This is a genomic window from Flavobacteriales bacterium (assembly GCA_016713875.1).
Classification (GTDB): Bacteria; Bacteroidota; Bacteroidia; order Flavobacteriales_F; family PHOS-HE28; genus PHOS-HE28.
Genome location: JADJOI010000003.1, coordinates 3,779,032 through 3,800,883, shown reverse-complemented (window position 1 = coordinate 3,800,883; position 21,852 = coordinate 3,779,032). Strand labels below are relative to the sequence as shown.

Sequence of the window (21,852 nt, the reverse complement as noted above, 5' to 3'; positions counted from 1 at the left end):
CCCGTGGGAGGGAGCGGGAAAAACCGCACATTCGTTCAGCCCAACACCCAACCCACCCTCCATGAGAACAACGCTCGCCATTGTGTTCTGCGCGGCTTCGTTCAGCGCGTTCGCCCAGGAAGCCTCGCAGGAAAGCGGGGCCATCGTCGCCACCGGTTTCCACATCACGCGCCCCCTGAGCGAGATCTTCTCCGAGAACCCCGTCCCGCAGGACTTCTCGCCCGTTCGGGGGGAGTCCAAGGACCGCCTTCATCGGGAACCCCCGAAATACGAGTTCACAGGAGAGGACGGGCCACCCTATGCCAACGACGAGGCCACCCTACAGCGCGCCGAGGGCGATGAGCGCGGGGCAGGCGGCATGAAGATCAGCTTCAACGGCGGCACCGCCAGCGGCTTCCGGCCTTACGATCCCTCGGGCGCGGCAGGGCCGAGCCACTATGTGCAGATGATCAATTCGACCACGTTCCGGATCTACAACAAGAGCACCGGTGCGCTGCTGCTTACCGGTACGTTAGGCAACCTGTGGAACCCGCCGACCGGCAACAGCGGCGATCCCATCGTGCTGTACGACAAACCGGCCAACCGCTGGATGCTCGCCCAGTTCGGCACAAGCACGGACCGGCGCATCTACATCGCGGTGAGCACCACGTCCGATCCCACCGGCTCGTACTACACGTACACCTACACCTCGCCCCAGTTCCCGGACTATCTGAAATTCAGCGTGTGGCATGACGGGTATTACATGACCTCCAATCAGAGCACGCAGAAGGTCTTCGCCTTCGAACGTGCGGCCATGGTGGCCGGCACCCCGGGCGCCCGCGCGGTCTACGTGAACTACTCGCCGCCCAAGGCCGGCTTCTTCGTACCCCTGCCCGGTTGCGCCGCCGACGGCACCCTGCCCGCGAGCGGCCCCTGTCCCATCTTCTCCTACTCCGACAATGGCTGGGGCACCGGGTTCTTCGACCGCGTGAACGTGTACAACATGACGGTGAACTGGGTGCCCGCCACGCCCACGGCCTCCATCGCCCTGGCCACCAACATCACCGCCGCGGCGTTCGACGGCTCGTACAATGCCAGTTGGAACGACTGTCCGCAACCGGGCACGACCCAGAAGCTGGACGGCATCGGTGGTGCCATGATGTACCGCGCGCAGTGGAGATCGTGGAACGGATACAACACCGTGATGCTCAATTGGGCCGTGCGCATCAACAGCACCCAGCGCGGCATCAAGTGGTGCGAACTGCGGCAGAACCAGAGCACCGGTGCGTGGAGCATGTACCAGGAGGGCATCTACGCCCCCGGCACGGACACCCGCTGGATGGGCTCGATCTGCATGGACAACAACGGATCGATCGGCCTCTCTTACCTGCGCTCGAACTCCACCAGCATGTACCCCAGCCTCTACTGGACCGGCCGCCGCTCGTGCGATCCGCTCGGCACGCTGCCGCTGACCGAATCGCTCGTGGTGGCGGGCACGGGTCACCAGACCGGCACCAATCGGGTGGGCGATTACGCGCACCAGTGCCTGGACCCCGACGGTGTGACGTTCTGGAGCACCAGCGAGTACATGGGCGGTACCAGCGGGGCCAGCGCCGCACGCACACGCATCTTCTCCTACCAGATCACCCCGTGCAGCAACGCCGCCGGTGTCAGCATCGCGCTCACGGGCGGCACCAACCCCACCTGCACCGGGGCGGGCGTCACCTTCACGGCCACGCCCACCAACGGAGGCACCAGCCCCAGCTACCAATGGCGCGTGAACGGCGCGAACGTGGGCACCAACTCGCCCACCTTCACCTCCACCACACTGACGAACGGGGCGGTGGTATCCTGTGTGATGACCTCCAACCTCGCCGGGGTGACGGGCAACCCGGCCACCAGCAACGCGATCACCATGACGGTGAGCGGCACGGTGACCCCTGCGGTGAGCATCGCCATCACGGCCGGGAGCAACCCGACCAATTCCGGCAGCAGTGTGACCTTCACGGCCACGCCCACCAATGGAGGCACCAGCCCCGGCTACCAGTGGCGCGTGAACGGCGCGAACGTGGGCACGAACAGCGCCACCTACACCACCACCACGCTCACCAATGGTGCCGTGGTCGGTTGCGTGATGACCTCGAACTCGCCCTGCGCCTCGCCCACCACGGCCACCAGCAACTCCATCACCATGACGGTGAACACGGTGGTCACCTATTGCACGGCAGGCACCTCGAACACCGCCTACGAGCGCATCACCAACGTGAGCATGGGCAGCATCAACAATCCGAGCGGGGCCTCCTCCTACTCCAACTTCACCAACCTGAGCACGACCGTCAGCGTGGGCGTGGCCCAGTCCATCACCGTCACCATCGGCAACCCGTATTCCACGGACCGCGTGCTCATCTGGTGCGACTGGAACCGCAACGGCACGCTCACCGATGCCGGTGAGGCCGTGTACGCCTCTCCCCAGGGCGTGGGACCGTTCACCACCAGCATCACCGCTCCGACCGGCACCACGACGGGCGCCGTGCGCATGCGGATCCGCCTCACGGACGCAGCGGCCGGGGCGAACCTCACTCCCTGCGGCACCTCCACCTACGGCGAGGTGGAGGATTATACGCTGAACGTCACGGGCACCCTGGCGCCGGTGGTGGTCGCCGATGCTCCGCCCCAGGAGGTGTCCGCCGTGCGCATGGAGACACTGGACGTGTTCCCGAACCCCAGCGCCGGGGAGTGCACCGTGAAGGCCAGCAGCCCGGGCACCTACTACCTGCTCAATGAACAGGGTGTGCTGGTGCGCTCCTTCACGATCACCGGCACCCAGGCTCCGGTGCAGCTGACCGACCTCGCATCGGGCACCTACGTGATCTCGGGACAGACCGCCACCGGCATCGTGAAGCGCAAGCTCATCGTGAACCGCTGACGGACGGCATGTCCCCGCGGGGAAGGGCCTCCATCGGGAGGCCCTTCCCTGTTCATGCCGGTTCCTCGTCCCTGTTGAAAATCACGGCCGGAAGGCCCGCCCCATGCGCCTACCTTCGCGGACGTGCCGTGCGGGTGCACCGGCGCGCACGCCCAAGCCCGTGCAGTACGAACACCTCAAGGGCCTCAATGAGGCGCAGCATGCCGCGGTGGTGCACACCGACGGCCCCAACCTCGTGATCGCCGGCGCCGGTTCGGGCAAGACCCGTGTGCTCACCGTCCGCATCGCCCACCTGCTCGCCGTGAAGGGCATCGATGCCTTCCGGGTGCTCGCCCTCACCTTCACCAACAAGGCGGCCCGCGAGATGAAGGAGCGCATCGCCCATGTGGTGGGCCGGAGCGAGGCCGCCAACCTGTGGATGGGCACCTTCCACAGCGTCTTCGCCCGCATCCTTCGCACCGAGGCCGACAAGCTCGGGTACCCCAAGGACTTCACCATCTACGACACCGACGACAGCCGCTCGCTGATCAAGACCATCCTCAAGGAGTGGCAGCTGGACGACAAGCTGTACAAGCCCAATCAGGTGCACGGCCGCATCAGCATCGCCAAGAACAACCTCATCGGCCCACTGGAGTACCTGAACAACGCCGAGCTGATGGCCGCCGATGCCGCCGCGCTGCGGCCCAGGCTCGGTGAGCTCTACAAGGCCTACGCCGAACGTTGCTTCCGCGCCGGTGCCATGGACTTCGACGACCTCCTGTTCAACACCAACCTGCTCTTCCGCGACCACCCGGACGCCATGCTGAAGTACCAGCAGCGGTTCCAATACATCCTGGTGGACGAGTACCAGGACACGAACCTCGCCCAGTACAATATCGTGCGCACCCTCGCCGCGCGGCACGAGAACCTCACAGTGGTGGGCGACGACAGCCAGAGCATCTATGCCTTTCGCGGGGCCAACATCCAGAACATCCTCAACTTCCGGAAGGACTACCCCGACCATGTGCTCTTCAAGCTCGAACAGAACTACCGGAGCACCAAGGTCATCGTCGGCGCCGCCAACTCGGTGATCGACAAGAACCGAGACCAGATCCGCAAGACGGTCTGGACGGACAACCCGGAGGGTGAGCGCATCCTCGTACACCGGGCCATGAGCGACAACGAAGAGGGGACCTTCGTGGCGCACAGCATCTTCGAAATGCGGATGCAGCGCCAGGTGGCCAACAAGGAATTCGCGATCCTGTACCGCACCAACGCGCAGAGCCGCAGCATGGAGGAAGCCCTGCGCAAGCTCAACATCCCCTACCGCATCCACGGCGGCCTCAGCTTCTACCAGCGCAAGGAGATCAAGGACCTGCTGGCCTACTTCCGCCTCACCTGCAACCCCAACGATGAGGAGGCGCTCAAGCGCATCATCAACTACCCCGCCCGCGGCATCGGGCAGACCACCGTGGAGAAGCTGATGGTGGCCGCCGGCGAACGCTCCATCAGCGTGTGGGACCTGCTGAACGCCCACCTCGGCGAGCTCGATGTGCACGACGGCATGCGCAAGCGCCTGGCGGAGTTCGTGCTGATGGTGCGCAGCTTCCGCACCATGCTCGAGGACCAGAGCGCGCATGCGCTCGGGGAGTACATCGCCCGCACCACCGGCCTCCTCAGCGACCTCTTCGCCGACAAGACGCCCGAGGGCGTGAGCCGCTACGAGAACATCCAGGAACTGCTGGCCGGCATGAAGGCCTTCAGCGATGCACAGGAGGGCACCGACGCCCCCCGCACCCTGTCCGACTTCCTCATCGACGTGGCGCTGCTGACCGATGCGGACAACGAGGATCCGAACGACACGGACCGGGTGAGCCTCATGACCATCCACAGTGCCAAGGGCCTGGAGTTCTCTTATGTGCACATCGTAGGCCTGGAGGAGGAGCTGTTCCCCAACCAGATGAGCGTGACCACCCGTGCCGACCTGGAGGAGGAGCGCCGGCTTTTCTACGTGGCCCTCACCCGGGCTCGTATCCGCGCCACCTTGAGCTACGCCATGAGCCGCTACAAATGGGGGCAGCTCACCGCCGGCGAGCCGAGCCGCTTCATCGATGAGATCGATCCGAAGTACCTCGAACTGCCCACGGCGAACACCCGCTCCGGACCAGGCTTCAGCGAGCGCCGGTCCATCACCCCGCCCTGGGCCAGCCGCGCCGGAGCCTTCGACCGGCCCGCCTCAGAGGCGGGCGCCCGGCCTGTGCCCGGTCGCGAGCGGTCGGCCCCGTCGGCCCGGCCGGCGCCATCCGGCCCACCGCCCCCGGCCGCACCGCCGCGCAAGAGCCTCAAACGCATCACCGATGGCGGTGCCCCGCTGGAGGCCACCACCAGCCTGGGCGGTCCATCACCCGACCTCGCCGAGGGCATGACCGTGGAGCACGAACGCTTCGGCCGCGGCAAGGTGCTCAAGATCGAGGGGCGCGCACCGGACCTGAAGGCCACGGTGTTCTTCCCCAGTGCCGGGCAGAAACAACTGCTGCTGCGCTTCGCGAAGCTCCGGGTGGTGGAAGGATGACCTTCCGAACGCGGACCGACACGGCCGCTTATCGGCCCTTGGTCATCGGGCAACCGTCGACCAGCGACAGGTAGACCCCGCCCTGCATGCCCATGCCGAGGCGATCACCGACCCTGCTGCCGCCGCGACCCTCCACGAAGGCCTCGTCCGTGCGGTCCAGGACCGCCTTGTACACCACCTGCGGCTCCATGAAGAAGCCCATGCTGTGGCAGAGCGGGATGGAGTACCGGACTCCCGCGCGCAGCGCCAACCCGGCCTGGAACGCCGCATCCACGCGGCCGCTCGACAGTTCGGACCCGCTCGCATCAAAGCGCAGGGCATTGGTGCGATAGGGCAGCGACACGTCGGCGCCCATCATGACCCCGAAGGTGCCTCCACATCGGCTTGAGCAGGTGAACAACTTGTACTGCCCCATCACCTGCACCAGCACGCCGCGGCCGTCCACCTCGTTGAGGGGCACGGTGCCGTCAGCCGTCTCCTGCTCGGCGCTGGCCCGGCGCCATTCATGCGCCAGACCGAAGCCCAATCCGAACCGCTCACCGAGCGGTCGCGTGTAGCGGAAGCCCGCCGCCAGCGCACTGTTGTCGCGGCAACCGGACTTGTCCAGGCTGAACGACTCGGGCACGGCCTTGGTGGACCCGAAGGTGTGGGCAAACTCCTGCGCGCCCACATGCAGGGCGATGGTGGCGAGTCCTAGGGTGAAGAGCGTGCGGATCATGGGCTTGGGATTCTGAATGTCCAAGGTAACATCCGAACGGACCGCTCGGTTCACAGGCAGCGGATGGGGTTGGAAGCCTGTCCACCCCATAAAGCCCTGCTCATGCGCAGCACGCTCACCTCCCTGCTCCTGGTCGCGCCCCTGCTCTCGGGCGCACAGTTCGTGTACACGGACTTCGACCCAGGTGGGCAGGACGATGTGCTCTGGGAGCTGGACACCGCACAAGGCAACGTGTGGCAGGTGGGTCCACCGCAGAAGGCCTTCTTTTCCAGCCCGTACTCCGCCCCGAACGTGCTCGTGACGGATACCCTTGCTCCATACCCCGCGAACGCGCAGAGCAGCGTGTTGGTGAAGGCTTCCACTCAGGAGCTCTTATGGAGCCCGGTGTTCTTCATGAGCTTCTATCAGGCGTTCGACACGGACACGCTGAACGATGGAGGCTATGTGGAAGTGAGCTGGGACCATGGCGCCACCTGGACGAACGCCTTTGACGACTGGTTGATGCCCTTGGAGGTTGAATTCTTCGGCCCCGGTTGGCAACCGCTACAGGCCGACACGCTCAGCAACGGCCAGATGGGTTTCAGCGGGCGCAGCGGCAGCGCCGCCACGGGGGTGGATTGGTGCTTCACCTCCTTCTGCTGGACGAACACCGGCTTAGTGCAGACCGATACCATCTACGTCCGGTTCGGCTTCCACAGCGACAGCATCCCCGAGACGCGCGATGGATGGATGATCGACAACCTGACCTTCGAAGCGTATTTCGCGCATCCGGTGAGCGCCCACGAACGGTCGTCCGGGTATTTCGAAGTGCACCCGAACCCGATGCCCGACCGCTGTTTCGTGTTCTTCGACCTGGAGCGGCCGGTGGGGACCGTTCATGTGGCGATCCACGATCAACACGGGCGGCTGAAGTCCGTCCTGGCGGACGGGCCGCGACCGGAGGGCCGCATGGTCCTCCCCATCTGGCGCGACGCCTTGGGCCTTGGTCCAGGACTATACCATGTCGTGGCCGAATATGATGGCAAGCGGCAGCACCGGGCCTTGGTGGTGCCTGGGAACGGCCTTTGGCCGGTGAGCGGCCCATGACGCCCTGGTGGATGCCTTCGCCTACCTTTGAGCCGGACCCCGGTGCGACCCGCCCGGCGCGGTCCCGCCCTCCCCGACCGATGAACGCCGTCGCCTACGACTACAACACGCGCCGTCCGCGCCTGATCATCCCCGAATACGGCCGCCATGTGCAACGCATGGTGGAGCACTGCATGGCCGTGGATGATCGAGCTGAACGCACCCGACTGGCCAAGGCCATCATCCAGGTGATCGGCCGCCTGAACCCGCAGCTGCGCAACAGCGAGAACGCCGACCGTACCCTTTGGGACCACCTGTACATCATGAGCGAGTTCAAGCTTGAGGTGGACGGCCCCTTCCCCAAGCCATCGCCGGAGGAGCTGGAGACGAAACCGGAGCGCGTACCCTACCCGCAGACACCGATCCGCTTCGGCCACTACGGCAAGCTCGTGGAGCGCATGATCGAGCAATGCGCCGCCCTCGAGGCCGGCGAGAAGCGCGATGCCTACGCCCACCTCATCGCCAACCTGATGAAGCGCCAGTTCCTGACCTGGAACCGGGACACGGTGCCCGATGGGGTGATCCTGAAGGACCTGAACGACCTGAGCAAGGGCCGGGTGAAGCTCAAGGAGGACCAGCAGCTCGCCAGCACCGACGCGCTGCTGCAGGCCCAGCGCAGTGGCCCGCGCAACGAGGCCGAGGTGCGCAAGCGCGGGAAGAAGCGCCACCGCAACCGCAACAAGAAGGGCGGGCGCTACTAGAACGGGCGGTCGTCGCGTTGTCAGTCCCCTTTTGTTAGCAGCCCGCCTTGCGCGCGCAGCGCACAGGCCCGCATCGGCGCTTGCTTCGCACCACGAAGTGCCATGCCATGGGAAGTTTCCGCATTGAAGGGGGGCGCCGCCTGAAGGGCGACCTGGTGCCGCAGGGCGCCAAGAACGAAGCCCTCCAGATCCTCTGCGCCGTGCTGCTCACCAGCGAGCCGGTCACCATCCACAACGTGCCCGACATCGTGGACGTGAACAAGCTCATCGACCTGCTGCGCGCCATGGGCGTCGAGGTGGTGGGCCTGGGCCCCGGTTCCTACCGCTTCACCGCGAAGACCGTGAACCTCGAGTTCTTCCTGGACCCCGAGTACAAGCGCATGGGCGGCAGCCTGCGCGGCAGTGTGATGGTGGCGGGCCCGGCCCTGGCGCGCTTCGGCCGTGGCTACATCCCCAGCCCCGGTGGCGACAAGATCGGCCGCCGCCGCATGGACACCCACTTCATCGGCTTCGAGCGCCTCGGCGCCGAGATCAAGTACGACGCCAAGGAGGGCTTCTACCGCGCGGAAGCCAGGCAGCTCAAGGGCTGCTACATGCTGCTCGACGAGGCCAGCGTCACCGGCACGGCCAACATCATCATGGCCGCCGTGCTCGCCGAGGGGCGCACCACCATCTTCAACGCCGCCTGCGAGCCCTACATCCAGCAGCTGTGCAACATGCTGGTCCGGATGGGCGCGCGGATCGGCGGCATCGGCAGCAACCTGCTCCACATCGATGGCGTGAAGGAGCTCGGCGGGACCGAGCACCGCATGCTGCCCGACATGATCGAGATCGGCTCCTTCATCGGCCTCGCCGCCATGACGCGCAGCGAGATCACCATCAAGGACACGGGCTACGACCACCTGGGCTTGATCCCCGACGTGTTCCGACGGCTCGGCATCGCCGTGGTGCGCAATGGCGACGACATCCATGTGCCGGCGCAGGAGCATTACACCATCACCAAGTTCATCGATGGCAGCCAGATGATCGTGGCGGACGCGCCCTGGCCCGGCTTCACACCCGACCTGCTCAGCATCGTGCTCGTCACCGCCATCCAGGCCAAGGGCAGCGTGCTCATCCACCAGAAGATGTTCGAGAGCCGCCTGTTCTTCGTGGACAAGCTGATCGAGATGGGCGCGCAGATCACCCTGTGCGACCCGCACCGCGCGCTGGTGATCGGCCATGACTTCGGCATGTCGTTGCGCGGCATCCGCATGACCAGCCCCGACATCCGTGCAGGCGTGTCGCTACTGATCGCCGCACTGAGCGCCGATGGCGTAAGCACCATCGACAACATCGAGCAGATCCGCCGCGGCTACCAGGACATTGAGGGCCGCCTGAACGCCATCGGGGCGCGGATCGAAGTGGTGTGAGCCAGGCGCACGTCCTGTCCGCTCCAGGGGGACATGCACTGATGTGAATGAGCGGATGTGCACATGGTCACCTGGGCAATGGGGCACCTGGTCCATGGGCTTTCCGGTCCCCGGCACGGTCTTGGCTGACCACGCCGCACCCATCCCCTACCTTCGTCCCATGAACCTCCGCCCCGCGACGAAAAAGCTGCGCGTGCTCATCCTCTCGGCCGTGGCCCTGCTGGCCATCTACGGCTTCACCGAACGCCTGGACCAGAAGGCCGCCAAGGGAGCCAAGGTGGGCACCAACATCGGCGATCAGGCGCCCGAGCTCGCGTACATGAACGTGGACAGCACCAAGGTCCTCAAGCTCTCGGAGCTGCGCGGCAAATACGTCCTCATCGACTTCTGGGCCAGCTGGTGCGGCCCGTGCCGTCGCGAGAACCCCAACGTGGTGGCGGCCTATCAGAAATACAGCGCGGCCAAGTTCAAGGACGGAAAGGGCTTCGAGATCTACAGCGTGAGCCTGGACAAGAGCCGAGATGCCTGGCGCCGTGCCATCGAACAGGACAAGCTCAGCTGGAAGTACCACGTCAGCGACCTGAAGTACTGGGCCTCTGAAGCCTCCCGTCTCTACGGGGTCTCCGGCATCCCCATGAGCTTCCTGGTGGACCCCAACGGGGTGATCATCGGCAAGAACCTGCGGGGCATGGCCCTGCATCAGGAGCTGGACAAGTACGTCAAAAGCCTTTGAGCCTCGTGAACGACCCTGAAGGGCCCCGCCATGGCGGGGCTCTTTCGTTGCCGGCCCTCCTGTCATTTTGTCCCCAGTCCCACCCTCGGCATCGTCCTTGACCCATGCGCCGCATCTTCGGAAAAGCCCGGAAACCCATGACGGACCGCCCTCAAGCCGCCGCCGAGGCAGAACATCCTGCCAAACCGACCACACACGCACTGCCCGCCGATGCGGCCGATGAGGCGCGCAAGGATGCGTTGACCGCTGCATCGGAAGCCGCCGCCGAGCATGTGATGCACGATGCGGAGGCCGACGGCCGCGAGGACATCAACACCCTCCAGGCCGAACTGGACCAGGCCATGGCCGAAGCGGCCGACCTGAAGGACAAGTGGCTGCGGCTCAATGCCGACTTCGACAACTTCCGCAAGCGCACGGCCCGTGAACGCCTCGACCTGATCCAGTTCGCGGCCGAGAACGCCCTGAAGAACGTGCTTCCCGTGCTGGACGACATGGAGCGCGCCATCGCCAACAACGTACGCACCGAGGACCTGGCCGTGGTGAAAGAGGGCTTCCACCTCATCCAGAACAAGTTGCTGCACATCCTCGGCAGCCAGGGCGTGAAGCCGATGTCCGAGGTGAAGGGCCAGCCGTTCGATGTGGACCGCCACGAGGCCATCACCAAGGCCCCGGCCCCGAGCCCCGAGCTGAAGGGCCGGGTGCTGGATGTGGTGGAGAACGGCTACACCCTGCACGACAAGGTGATCCGCTATGCCAAGGTGGTGGTCGGCGAGTAAGGGCGCCTCATCATCCGCCCAGGCGAGACCGAGATGAAATGACGACATGAGCAAGCGCGATCCCTACGAGGTCCTGGGCGTGGCCCGCACCGCGAGCGCCGACGAGATCAAGAAGGCCTACCGCAAGCAGGCCATCAAGTTCCACCCGGACAAGAACCCGGGCGACAAAGCCGCCGAGGAGAAGTTCAAGGAGGCCGCCGAGGCCTACGAGATCCTCAGCGACCCCGAGAAGAAGGCCCGCTACGACCGCTTCGGCCATCAGGCCCCGGGCGGCTTCGGAGGCGGCGGCCATGCCGGTGGCATGTCGATGGACGACATCTTCAGCCACTTCGGCGACATCTTCGGTGAGGCCTTCGGCGGCGGTGCCTTCGGAGGCTTCGGAGGCGGACGCGGGCGTGGTGGCCGGGTCATCAAGGGCAGCAACCTCCGGGTGCGTTTGAAGCTCACCCTGGAGGAGATCGCCCTCGGCGCGGAGAAGAAGATCAAGGTGACCAAGCTGGTGCGCGGCAAGGGCAGCGAGTACGGCGTCTGCGGCACCTGCAAAGGCACCGGCCAGGTGACGCGCGTGCAGAGCACCTTCCTGGGCGCCATGCAGACCGTGAGCACCTGCCCGGCCTGCGGCGGCATCGGCCAGACCGTGAGCAAGCGGGCCCCGGGCAGCGACGAGCACGGCCTTGTGCGCGAGGAGGTGGTGGTGCCCATCCGGATCCCCGCCGGCGTGGAGGAGGGCATGCAGCTCAACATCAGCGGCATGGGCAACGAAGCCCCGGCCGGCGGTGTGCCGGGCGACCTCCTGGTGGTGATCGAGGAAGAGGCCCATCCCGACCTGAAGCGCGATGGCCTGCACCTGCACCATGAAGCCTTCATCAGCATGCCCGACGCCGCGCTCGGCACCACCATCGAGGTGCCCTTGGTGCAGGGCCGCGCCAAGGTGAAGATCGAACCCGGCACCCAGAGCAACCACACCTTGCGCCTGCGCGGCAAGGGACTGCCCGGCCTCAACGGCCATGGCCCCGGCGACCTCCTGGTGCATGTGGCCGTGTGGACGCCCACGGACCTCACCAAGGCCGAGCGCGACGCCTTGGAGAAGCTGCGGCAAAGCCCCGGTTTCCAACCGCGGCCCACCGCCAAGGACAAGGGCTTCTTCGAGCGCGTGCGGGAGATGTTCGGCCACTGAGCGGGCGAGGCCGGTGCCTATCTTGCTTCGGCCCCATGCTGCCCGCGCATCGTCCCAAGCCCCGCTCGTCGACCACGGCCGGAGGAGCCACCGCACTGCGCTCGACAGCATCGCCCTCGCCCCTCCACCGGCTCCGTTGGGGCCACCTCATCCCCATCTGGTTCATCGGTGTGCCCTGTGTGTTCGTGCTGGCCGCTCCCACCCTGCTGACCACCGACGGCTGGCTGCGCTTGCTCGGTGCGCTCGTGGCACTCATCGCCGTGGTGGCCCTCCTGCTGGACCGCCGCCACCGCTTCGGACCCTGGGCCTCTTTCATCGCCGGGCTCTTCGGCGGGCTGCCCCTGCTGGGCCTTCTGGTGCTCAGCCTCAATCGCATGGTGGGTCGCGAACGGGTGGAAGAGCTCCGCATCCTGGGCGTCGAGCGACGCGCTGACATTGATGGCCTGCTCCTGCACCTCGAAGGCGGTGCGTATGCCGACTTCCCGCACAAGCTGCGCATGGCCCCCCTCGACCCGGCCGTATGGTCCGCCCACCGGCTCCGCACCACCTTCCACGACGGGCTGTTCGGCTTCCCGGTGGTCGAGCATCAGGAACTGCTGCCCGGCCCGGAAGGCCATCGACTGCCCGACCGGACCCACCTTCCCTGAGCCGCCCTCCGTCGACTGACGCCCCTCACACGGGGCCCCATCGCGCACGGCTACCTTCGCGCCGACCATGACCGCGATCCTCCTCTTCTTCATCCTCCACTGGTACCTGAGCCTCTTCGTGCAGACCTTCTACCTGCACCGCTATGCCGCGCACCACATGTTCACGATGAGCCCCTTCTGGGAGAAGGCGTTCCACGTGCTCACCTTCATCGCCCAGGGCAGCAGCTACCTGAGCCCATACGCCTACGGAGTGCTGCACCGGCTTCACCACGCCTACGCGGACACCGAGCAGGACCCGCACTCCCCGAAGTACGACCCCAGCCTGTTCAGCATGATGTGGCGCACCAAGACCATCTACCACCAACTGTTCGACCGGTCGATGTCGGTGGAGGAACGCTTCACCAAAGGGGTGCCCCAATGGCGCGCGTTCGAGGTGTTCGCCGACGCGTGGCCCACCCGCATCGCCTGGATCCTATGCTACACGGCCTTCTATGTGGTCTTCGCCCCCAGCCTGTGGTGGTATCCGCTGCTGCCGCTGCACTACGTGATGGGCCCGCTGCATGGAGCCATCATCAACTGGTACGCCCACAAGTACGGGTACCGCAACTACGAGGTGAGCGACACCAGCCGCAACATGTGGCCCGTGGAAGTGCTCGTGATGGGCGAAGGCCTGCACAACAATCACCATGCGCAGAGCGGACGGGCCAACTTCGCGGCCAAGTGGTGGGAGTTCGACCCCACCTGGCCCATCATCCGGGTGCTGAACGGCCTGCGGATCATCCGGCTTCGGCCGGCCGCCGTGCCCTTTAGCGAGGTCAGGCCCCGGCGGCAAGCTGCCTGAGCATCGCGTCAGCCTCAGCGATCAGGGTCTGCGGTCCGTGACCCGCGAGGCGCATGGCGCGCAGGCTGGTCGCCCCTTCCGATTTGCTGAGCTTGGCCCCGCGGTCGTCCGTGAGCAGCGGGTGGTGCAGGAACCGTACGGCCGCGAACGCGGACAGCCCCAACACGCGCGCCAGATGGAGCTGCACCAAGGTGCTGGGGAAGAGGTCCTCGCCACGCACGATGAACGTGATGTCGTGGTCCACGTCATCCGCCAGGGAGGCTAGCTGATACGCTGGTCGGCGGGGGCGCCCATCCTGTGCCCGCAGCATCACCACCGGGTCCGGCAGCCACGCGAACGGCCGCTCGCTGCGGGCCGGACCGAACAGGCCGTGGACGGTCACCTCGGCGTCCTCAGGGATCCGCACCCGCCATGCCAGGGTCCCATCATCCAGGTCGGACCCGGCGGTGCGGCAGCCGCAGGTGGTGACACCCGCCGCCAACAGGGTCGCCCGTTGCTGGCGCGAACAACCGCACGCGTACACCTCACCTGCGGACCGCAGGGCATCGGCCAGCTCCCGGTAGCGCGGGATCCGGAGCTGTTGCGACCCGTGCAGGCGGTGGTCCTCGGCATCGCGCGGGCCCACGTCCGGACGGATGCCCAGCCACGCCAGGCCTTCGAAGATGTCCTGCACATAGGTCGGGCGCTCCCGTTCGGCATCGAGGTCGTCGATGCGCAGGCGCAGGCTGGCTCCGGCGCGCCGGGCCAGGCGGTCGGTGAGCAGGAAGTTCACCGCGTTGCCAGCATACCGCCGGCGCGGCGCCGGCGGAAGGGAACTCCCGAAAATAGCGATGCCCCCGCCAGGTGGCGAAGGCATCGTGAGCGAGAAACGGGACTCGAACCCGCGACCCCGACCTTGGCAAGGTCGTGCTCTACCAACTGAGCTACTCTCGCTTGAAACCCGTCCACGGCCGGACGGGGGTGCAAATATAGGCGGTCCTTCGATCCATGCAATGCGCGGATCAGGCCTTGCGCAGCTGCGTCGACCGTGCACCGGCCATCCGCTTGATCTCGCTGAGCTTCAGCAGGGCCTCCACCGGCGTCAGCGTGTCGATGTCGAGCGCCTCCAACTGCCCGCGGATGCCTTCCAACGCCGGATCGTCCAGCTGGAAGAAGCTCAGCTGCAGGTCGCGGTCCAGCCCGTCCACAGCCCGCCGGCCGGGAGCTACAGGCAGTCCGCCCTCCCGTTCACCGAGGTCGCCCGAGTGGCTGCGCTCCAGGTGGGCCAGCACCTTCTCCGCGCGCCGCACCACGCTCTGCGGCATGCCCGCCATGCGCGCCACATGGATGCCGAAGCTGCGGTCGCTGCCACCCGGCACCAGCTTGCGCAGGAAGAGCACCCGTCCGTCCACCTCGCGCACCGCCACGCTGGCATTGCGGATCCGCGGATAGGTCGCCGCCATCTCGTTCAGCTCGTGGTAGTGCGTGGCGAACAGCGTGCGTGGCCGGCCCGGGTGCTCGTGCAGATGCTCGGCGATGGCCCAGGCGATGGAGATGCCGTCGTAGGTGCTGGTGCCGCGGCCGATCTCGTCGAGCACCACAAGGCTCCGCGCCGTGAGGTTGCTGAGGATGCTCGCCGTCTCGTTCATCTCCACCATGAAGGTGCTCTCCCCGGTGCTCAGGTTGTCGCTCGCCCCCACCCGCGTGAAGATGCGGTCCACCACACCGATGCGCGCGGCCGACGCCGGCACGAAGCTGCCCGCCTGGGCCATCAGCACGATGAGCGCCGTCTGCCGCAGAAGCGCCGATTTCCCGCTCATGTTGGGACCGGTGATCACCACCAGCTGGCGCTCTTCGGGGTCCAACAGCAGGTCGTTGGCCACATACGCCTCGCCGGGCGGAAGCTGCTGTTCGATCACCGGATGGCGCGCGTCCCGCAGGTCGATCGTGCGGCCATCATCGAGCACGGGACGCGCATAGCCCCAGCGCACCGCGGTGAGCGCGAAGCCGCGCAGCACATCGAAGGCCGCCACCGCCGAGGCGGTGGCCTGCACCGAACGGATCCGCACGCACACCGCCTCAACCAGCTCGGCGAAGCGCCGCGCCTCCAGGTCAAGGATGCGCTCATCGGCGCCCAGGATCCGCTCCTCGAGCGCCTTCAGCTCGTCGGTGATGTAGCGCTCGGCGCCCACCAGCGTCTGCTTGCGCACCCATTCGGGCGGCACCTTGGCCTTGTGGGCGTTGCGCACCTCCAGGTAGTAGCCGAACACGTTGTTGAAGCCCACCTTCAGGGAGGAAATGCCGGTGCGTTCGCTCTCGCGCTGCTGCGCTTCCAACAGCAGGTCCTTCGCGTGGCCGCTCACGTGCCGCAGCTCATCGAGCTCGGCATCGATGCCGGCGCGGATGACCCCGCCCTTGCCCAGGGCCGCAGGCGCCTCGGCCTCCAAGGTGCGGGCCAACTGCTCGCTCAGGGCGGTGTCGGCATCGATGCCTTCGGCGACCGTGGCCATGGCCCCGCCCGCCCTGGACAGCTCATCGCGCAGCGCCTGGGCGGCCTCCAGGGCCAGCCGCACCTGGTTCAGCTCACGTGGGCTGATGCGCCCGGCGGCGGCCTTGCCGGCGAGCCGTTCCAGATCGCCGATGGCCTGTAGATGCGGACCACAACGCTCCAGCAGCGGCTGGTCGCCGACTCCCTGGCCGACCACGGCGTGCCGGGCGTCGATCGCGGCGCGGTCCACCAGCGGGAAGGTGAGCCAGCGTTTCAGCAGGCGCGAGCCCATCGGGGTGGCGCAGCGGTCCAGGACACCGCACAGGGTGCGGGCCCCTTCGTTCACGGGCGCCACCACCTCCAGGTTGCGCAGCGTGAACCGGTCGAGCCCCACGTGGGCCTCGGGCTGAAGGCGCGCCAGGGTGGTGATGTGCGCCAGCCGCTCGTGCCGGGTGTCGCCCAGGTAGTGCAGCACCGCGCCCGCGGCCCGCTGGCCCAACTGCAGCTCCTCCACCCCGAAGCCCTTGAGGCTGGTGGTGCCGAACTGCCGCAATAAGCGTTCACGGGACAGGTCGTCCGTGAAGACCCAATCCTCCAGGGCATAGCTGTACTGGCCTGCTGTGAGCTCCTGCACCAACGGGTCGTCGGCGCCACGCGGATACAGCAGCTCGCTGGGGGCATGGCCCTCCATGAACTTGCGCAGGCCGTCGCCCTCTTCCTCGCCCACCAGGAACTCGCCGGTGGTGATGTCGAGGAAGGCCACCCCGTAGCGTCCGCGGAGCGCGCAGACGGCGGCCAGCCAGTTGTTGCTCCTGTGGTCCACCACCCGGTCGCTGAAGGCCACACCGGGTGTCACCACCTCGGTGACCCCGCGCTCCACCACGGTCTTGGCCAGCTTGGGGTCCTCCAACTGGTCGCACACGGCCACCCGGTGGCCCGCCCGCACCAGGCGGGGCAGGTACGTCTCCAGCGCGTGGTGGGGGAAGCCTGCCAGCGGTACTTCACCGGCGGCGCCGTTGTTGCGGCGCGTGAGGGTGATGCCCAGCACCTGCGACGCCCGCACCGCATCGTCGGCGAAGGTCTCGTAGAAATCGCCCACGCGGAACAGCAGCACCGCATCGGGGTATTGCCCCTTGATGCGTTGGTATTGCTGCATCAGCGGCGTTTCGCCGCGCCCCGCCCTGCTCATGGTGACCGTGCCGGCCGCCTATTTTCGCCAGCCCGGAAAAGTACGGCCCGTCCGCCGTCCCTCACCCCTCCGGTTATCCACGATCCATGCCCACGGACGACCGAAAACTGGCCATCGACGAGCTGGGCCGGCTCAGCCCGGAGCAGGTCCGCGCCGCTCCACGAAGGCCGGTGCGCGTGGTGCTGGACGATGTGCGGAGCCGCCACAACGTGGGCTCGGTGTTCCGCACGGCCGACGCCTTCGCCCTGGAGGGCCTCACGCTCTGTGGATTCACCCCGCTGCCGCCCCACCGCGAGATCGAGAAGACCGCGCTGGGCGCCACGGCCACCGTGCCCTGGGAGCATGCCCCCGATGCCGCCCAGGCCGTTCGGCGCCTGCAGGCCCGTGGCTACCGGGTGCTGGCCGTGGAGCAGACGCTTCGGGCGGTGCCCTTGACGGAGGTGGCTCATCCGTCCGACGCCCCGCTGGCCCTGGTGTTCGGCAACGAACTGCACGGGGTGAGCGACGCGGTGATCGAAGCCTGTGACGGCTGCCTGGTGATCCCCCAGCACGGCGCCAAGCACTCCCTCAACGTCTCGGTCTGCGCCGGCGTGGTGCTCTGGTGGTTCGCAGGGCGTTGAGGGGCCCGAACCCGGCCGCCGGACCCGCGTACAAAGGCAACCTTTGGCCCTTCAACAGGTCTATGGGGATAGGACGGCCTCCGGTCACTTGGCCGTTCCGCCCCAGCGGATACATTTGAACGGAAACCGGGTGCACGCATGAAGGGACGCTACGCGCTACGCATCACTGTCCTGCTGCTGGTGGGCCTCGTGGGAGGCACCGGCCTTCATGCCCAGTACTTCCGCAAGTCGAACTACTGGAAGACCAACCGCAACGAGATCACCATCGGGCTCGGCGCGTCCAACTTCCTGGGCGAGCTGGGCGGCCGCGACCAGATCGGCACCAGCTTCATCTGGGACCTGGAGGTGAGCCAGACACGCCCGGCGTTCAGCCTGGGCTGGCGCTACTACCTCCGCGAGAAGATGGCCCTGCGCACCTCCCTCACCTATGGGGTGCTCGCAGGCAACGATAACCTCACCGCCGAGACCTTCCGCCGCAACCGGAACCTCAACTTCCGCAGCGATGTGTTCGAGTTCAGCGTGGTGTATGAGCTGCACGCCTTCAAGGAGGAGCTCGGCCACATCTACGACCTGCGCGGGGTGAAGGGCCAGAAGGCGAGCCGGGTGGGGCTGTACGGCTTCATCGGCGTCGGCGGCTTCTACTTCGACCCGCGGGGCAAGTTCAACAACAGCTGGGTGCGCCTGAAGCCGCTGCGCACCGAAGGACAGGGCCTGCCGGGCGGGGCGCAGGAGTACAGCAACTTCGGCTTCTGCGTGCCCATGGGCTTCGGCATCCGCAAGGCGCTCACCAAGCAGTGGAGCGTGGGCCTGGAGCTGCAGCACACCACCACCTTCACCGACTACATCGACGATGTGAGCACCGTGTACTACGACCCCGAGGCCATCCGCGCGGTGAGCGGCGATGTGGGCGTGTACATGGCCGACCCCAGCCTGGGCGTGGGCGACAACGTGAACGAGCTGACCACCAGCCCCGGCCAGCAGCGCGGCGACAGCAGCGACAAGGACGCCTACCTCTTCATCAAGCTGCAGGTGCACCACAAGCTGTACAAGTACAAGAGCGGCAGCAAGAAGTACCGCACCCGCATCCGCCGCCAGAAGATCATCTTCTGAGCCGAGCCTGCGGCTGTGCCGCGCATCTTGGTGTTGGTCCGCAGCTATGCCCTTTGCTGGTCCGCAGCTATGCCACGGATCGTCTACCCAAGATCGCCCACCCTGGCGCAGGAGTTAGGCGCGCATGGGCCCACGGGCGGGAAGACCGTCCTCCCATGCCTTCGGCACTGTGCCCCCGAAGATCCAACCTGGCCTCTGCGCGGTCCCTCACCACCCTTCCGCGGGAGTTAGGCGCGCATGGGCCCACGGGCGGGATGGCCGTCCTCCCGTGTCTTCGGCACTGTGCCCCCGTAGATCCAACCTGGCCTCTGCGCGGTCCCTCACCACCCTTCCGCGGGAGTTAGGCGCGCATGGGCCCACAGGCGGGAAGGCCGTCCTCCCGTGCCTTCGGCACTGTGCCCCCGAAGATCCGACCTGGCCTTCGCGCGGTCCCTCACCACCCTGGCGCGGGAGTTAGGCGCGCATGGGCCCACGGGCGGGAAGGCCGTCCTCCCGTGCCTTCGGCACTGTGCCCCCGAAGATCCAGCCTGGCCTCTGCGCCGTCATTCCTTCTCCAGTTCCAACAGCCCGGGTTCATGCGCTGAACCGTACACATGGTCCTCCGCCTTGGCCACAAACCCCTCTTTCACCGGATTCTCACGAATGTAAGCCACCACCCGGTCGATCGCCTCGGGCGTATCCATCAGCAATGGCTTGTTGTGCTGCTGCCAAAGCTGGAACCCCGAGTTCCCGCCGTTGGACTCGCCGGCTGCGTGCAGCAGGTCGAGCATCCACGCTTTCCGGCTCTCGGTCGCGCTCTGTTCGATCATCCGGTGGATAGTGCCGGACGTGTACTTCTTCAGATCACGGATGATATCCGACAACGCGGATCCCGGCTTGGCACGTGCCAACAGATGCACATGGTTGGTCATGATCACCCACTCGAACAGGTCCAGACCTTTCTGCTCCTGGCAGAACCGCAGGCTCTCCACCACGACATCCTTGTACTCGCGACGCGTCAGCACGTCGATCCAGCCTACCGTGGCGAACGACAGGAAGTACAGGCCTTCCGGATCGTGCATCGTGTACTTGCGGCTCACTTGAGCAAGCTAGTACGGACCTGTGGACGTCCGGTCGGCCAACGACATGGCACGGGAGGACGGCCCCTGCCCGCACCAGCCCGCCCGCGCCTAACTCCCGCGCCAGAGATCAGGGGAAGACCCGCGCCAGAGCGGGCGTTGATCAACGTGCTCGCGGAGAAGAAGTGAGCGGTCCGGATCGCAGATCCGAACCAGCTAAATCCGCGCTAGCGGGGCTATTCCAGATGTCCCAACATCCGCAGATCTCTTGCCCCCCCAAATCGCGCAAGTCTTCCCGCGCCCTGGGTTCGCGCGGGGCGACTTGTGCGGAGGATGCCTGTCGGCCAGCCGCCGACGAGCCTCGCGAAGTCTGTGACTTCGCCCACCGCTGTCCGGGATCGTCCGCTCGGAGAACAGGACCGGGTTCATCAGAGGGAAATATAGGCCGTGGTGGCCAGTTCCGCGCCTTCGCCAAGGCTTCGGCAGCCAAGGGAAACAGGCCGGAGACCTGTCCGTTGAGATCCTCCGCACAAGTCGCCCGCCTGCTCTCGCTCAGCCCCGCACGCGCGGAAGACTTGCGACAATGAGGGCCTTTCTTCTCCTGGCAGAACCGCAGGCTCTCCACCACGACATCCTTGTACTCGCGACGCGTGAACACGTCGATCCAGCCTACCGTGGCGAACGACAGGAAGTACAGGCCTTCCGGATCGTGCATCGTGTACTTGCGGCTCACTTGAGCAAGCTAGTACGGACCTGTGGACGTCCGGTCGGCCAACGACATGGCACGGGAGGACGGCCCCTGCCCGCACCAGCCCGCCCGCGCCTAACTCCCGCGCCAGAGATCAGGGGAAGACCCGCGCCAGAGCGGGGTGAACTCTAAGCTGGAACGACTGTCCATGTGTGAGCTTACAGCTTGATACCTGTGTCCAATACGGGTCGAGTCGGTGCATGTCACGACATAGTCCGGATTGGGGCCACGCAAGTGAATTTCAGATTGTGCATCTGTCTTTTCATCAAGGGTGAATTCGCATATGAGCCGCTTCTTGGCACCTGATTCGGTAACCTCATAGATAGACAGGCTAACAATGCCAATACCTGTATCATCCCTGATTATGCCTTGGTGTGCGTCGTATACAAGTACGTTTTCGCCATAGATGCAACCCGCGATGACGAAGAGAAGTGACAAAGCGAAGAATGTACTTCGGCCACGATGGGTCATGGTCTCGTCGGTGATGTTTCCTGTTGGTATGCATCCTGAATGAAAAGTGGCTTCTCACTATCCGGCCACTCACTGCCAAGAATATCCAACATCGCATTCCGCTCACTTCTGTCGATGCCCTCGTAGTCAAACAGTTTCATGAACTTTCGATACTTGGTTCGCAGGCCTTCTGCCTCTTTCTCCATCGGCATGTCGTCATGCCGTTGTTTGAGCTTTTCACTATCCAATGAGCCAATCTCTTTGGCCTGCTCCAATACTTCCAGACCATATTGAGCAGGGTATACCCAGGGGCCCATTCGATCAGCTTGTACTCGGTGTCCGATTTCATGGGAGAGCAAGTCCATCCAAGCAGCAACGTCATCTCCTTGCTTCTGTGGATCACCATAGTTTCCAGTGAAGAAGATGTATAGCCCCAAGGTTATCGCACCACCACCAGCATCGCGGTCTGAGAAACCGGTCACGTTGTTATGTAACTCCTGATTGACCATGACTAGGGTGTTCTGGAGCGTCTCTCGAGGCACACCAGTTGACAAGTGCAGAACTTCAATTGCTGCTGCACTTACTGAGACGGTGACAAAGAAGCGGTCGATCGGCACGATCTGT

General features: G+C 65.8%; 17 protein-coding genes and 1 tRNA gene. 12 read left to right on the top strand and 6 right to left on the bottom strand.

The annotated features are described in order from the left end of the window. The first annotated feature begins 61 nt into the window (after positions 1-61). On the top strand, positions 62-2,905 hold the full coding sequence (locus tag IPJ87_17740) for a T9SS type A sorting domain-containing protein (GenBank protein ID MBK7943687.1): 2,844 nt from the start codon (positions 62-64) through the stop codon (positions 2,903-2,905). Positions 2,906-3,008: 103 nt separating this feature from the next. Next, complete coding sequence (locus tag IPJ87_17735; GenBank protein MBK7943686.1) at positions 3,009-5,456, top strand: UvrD-helicase domain-containing protein; 2,448 nt, start codon at positions 3,009-3,011, stop codon at positions 5,454-5,456. A 28-nt stretch (positions 5,457-5,484) separates the two neighbouring features. Here the strand turns inward: IPJ87_17735 and IPJ87_17730 are convergent, their stop codons facing one another. Further along, on the bottom strand, positions 5,485-6,174 hold the full coding sequence (locus IPJ87_17730) for a hypothetical protein (GenBank protein MBK7943685.1): 690 nt from the start codon (positions 6,172-6,174) through the stop codon (positions 5,485-5,487). Positions 6,175-6,276: 102 nt separating this feature from the next. Between IPJ87_17730 and IPJ87_17725 the strand changes: the two genes are divergently transcribed. From IPJ87_17725 to IPJ87_17690, 8 genes are all read left to right on the top strand, one after another. Further along, on the top strand, positions 6,277-7,260 hold the full coding sequence (locus tag IPJ87_17725) for a hypothetical protein (GenBank protein MBK7943684.1): 984 nt from the start codon (positions 6,277-6,279) through the stop codon (positions 7,258-7,260). 80 nt (positions 7,261-7,340) lie between these two features. Next, on the top strand, positions 7,341-8,000 hold the full coding sequence (locus tag IPJ87_17720; protein ID MBK7943683.1) for a DUF4290 domain-containing protein: 660 nt from the start codon (positions 7,341-7,343) through the stop codon (positions 7,998-8,000). 107 nt (positions 8,001-8,107) lie between these two features. Beyond that, the gene (murA, locus tag IPJ87_17715) at positions 8,108-9,412 is read left to right on the top strand and encodes a UDP-N-acetylglucosamine 1-carboxyvinyltransferase (protein MBK7943682.1); all 1,305 of its coding nucleotides are present in this window, start codon (positions 8,108-8,110) and stop codon (positions 9,410-9,412) included. A 55-nt stretch (positions 9,413-9,467) separates the two neighbouring features. After that, positions 9,468-10,145, top strand: a complete 678-nt coding sequence (locus IPJ87_17710; GenBank protein ID MBK7943681.1) for a TlpA family protein disulfide reductase — start codon at positions 9,468-9,470, stop codon at positions 10,143-10,145. A gap of 104 nt (positions 10,146-10,249) precedes the next feature. Further along, positions 10,250-10,921, top strand: a complete 672-nt coding sequence (locus tag IPJ87_17705) for a nucleotide exchange factor GrpE (protein ID MBK7943680.1) — start codon at positions 10,250-10,252, stop codon at positions 10,919-10,921. Between the two features lie 46 nt (positions 10,922-10,967). Next, positions 10,968-12,098: a molecular chaperone DnaJ gene (gene dnaJ, locus IPJ87_17700; GenBank protein MBK7943679.1), complete on the top strand. Its 1,131-nt coding sequence runs from the start codon at positions 10,968-10,970 to the stop codon at positions 12,096-12,098. A gap of 35 nt (positions 12,099-12,133) precedes the next feature. Then, the gene (locus IPJ87_17695) at positions 12,134-12,745 is read left to right on the top strand and encodes a hypothetical protein (protein MBK7943678.1); all 612 of its coding nucleotides are present in this window, start codon (positions 12,134-12,136) and stop codon (positions 12,743-12,745) included. Between the two features lie 67 nt (positions 12,746-12,812). Beyond that, positions 12,813-13,586 carry an acyl-CoA desaturase gene (locus IPJ87_17690; protein ID MBK7943677.1) on the top strand — a complete coding sequence of 258 codons (774 nt, stop codon included), beginning with the start codon at positions 12,813-12,815 and terminating at the stop codon, positions 13,584-13,586. Here the strand turns inward: IPJ87_17690 and IPJ87_17685 are convergent. From IPJ87_17685 to mutS, 3 genes are all read right to left on the bottom strand, one after another. Beyond that, positions 13,561-14,358 carry a tRNA glutamyl-Q synthetase gene (locus IPJ87_17685; protein MBK7943676.1) on the bottom strand — a complete coding sequence of 266 codons (798 nt, stop codon included), beginning with the start codon at positions 14,356-14,358 and terminating at the stop codon, positions 13,561-13,563. The genes IPJ87_17690 and IPJ87_17685 overlap by 26 nt on opposite strands. An 88-nt stretch (positions 14,359-14,446) precedes the next feature. After that, a tRNA-Gly gene (locus IPJ87_17680) sits at positions 14,447-14,519 on the bottom strand. A gap of 68 nt (positions 14,520-14,587) precedes the next feature. Then, on the bottom strand, positions 14,588-17,242 hold the full coding sequence (gene mutS / locus IPJ87_17675) for a DNA mismatch repair protein MutS (GenBank protein MBK7943675.1): 2,655 nt from the start codon (positions 17,240-17,242) through the stop codon (positions 14,588-14,590). Positions 17,243-17,328: 86 nt separating this feature from the next. Between mutS and IPJ87_17670 the strand changes: the two genes are divergently transcribed. Beyond that, positions 17,329-17,862, top strand: coding sequence for an RNA methyltransferase (locus IPJ87_17670; GenBank protein ID MBK7943674.1), 534 nt, complete (start codon positions 17,329-17,331; stop codon positions 17,860-17,862). Between the two features lie 138 nt (positions 17,863-18,000). Next, positions 18,001-18,972, top strand: a complete 972-nt coding sequence (locus tag IPJ87_17665) for a hypothetical protein (protein ID MBK7943673.1) — start codon at positions 18,001-18,003, stop codon at positions 18,970-18,972. A 542-nt stretch (positions 18,973-19,514) separates the two neighbouring features. Here the strand turns inward: IPJ87_17665 and IPJ87_17660 are convergent. Together IPJ87_17660 and IPJ87_17655 are read right to left on the bottom strand one after the other, a co-directional pair. Further along, positions 19,515-20,051, bottom strand: a complete 537-nt coding sequence (locus tag IPJ87_17660) for a transposase (GenBank protein ID MBK7943672.1) — start codon at positions 20,049-20,051, stop codon at positions 19,515-19,517. Positions 20,052-21,245: 1,194 nt separating this feature from the next. Continuing rightward, positions 21,246-21,845, bottom strand: a complete 600-nt coding sequence (locus IPJ87_17655) for a hypothetical protein (protein ID MBK7943671.1) — start codon at positions 21,843-21,845, stop codon at positions 21,246-21,248. Positions 21,846-21,852 lie beyond the last annotated feature (7 nt).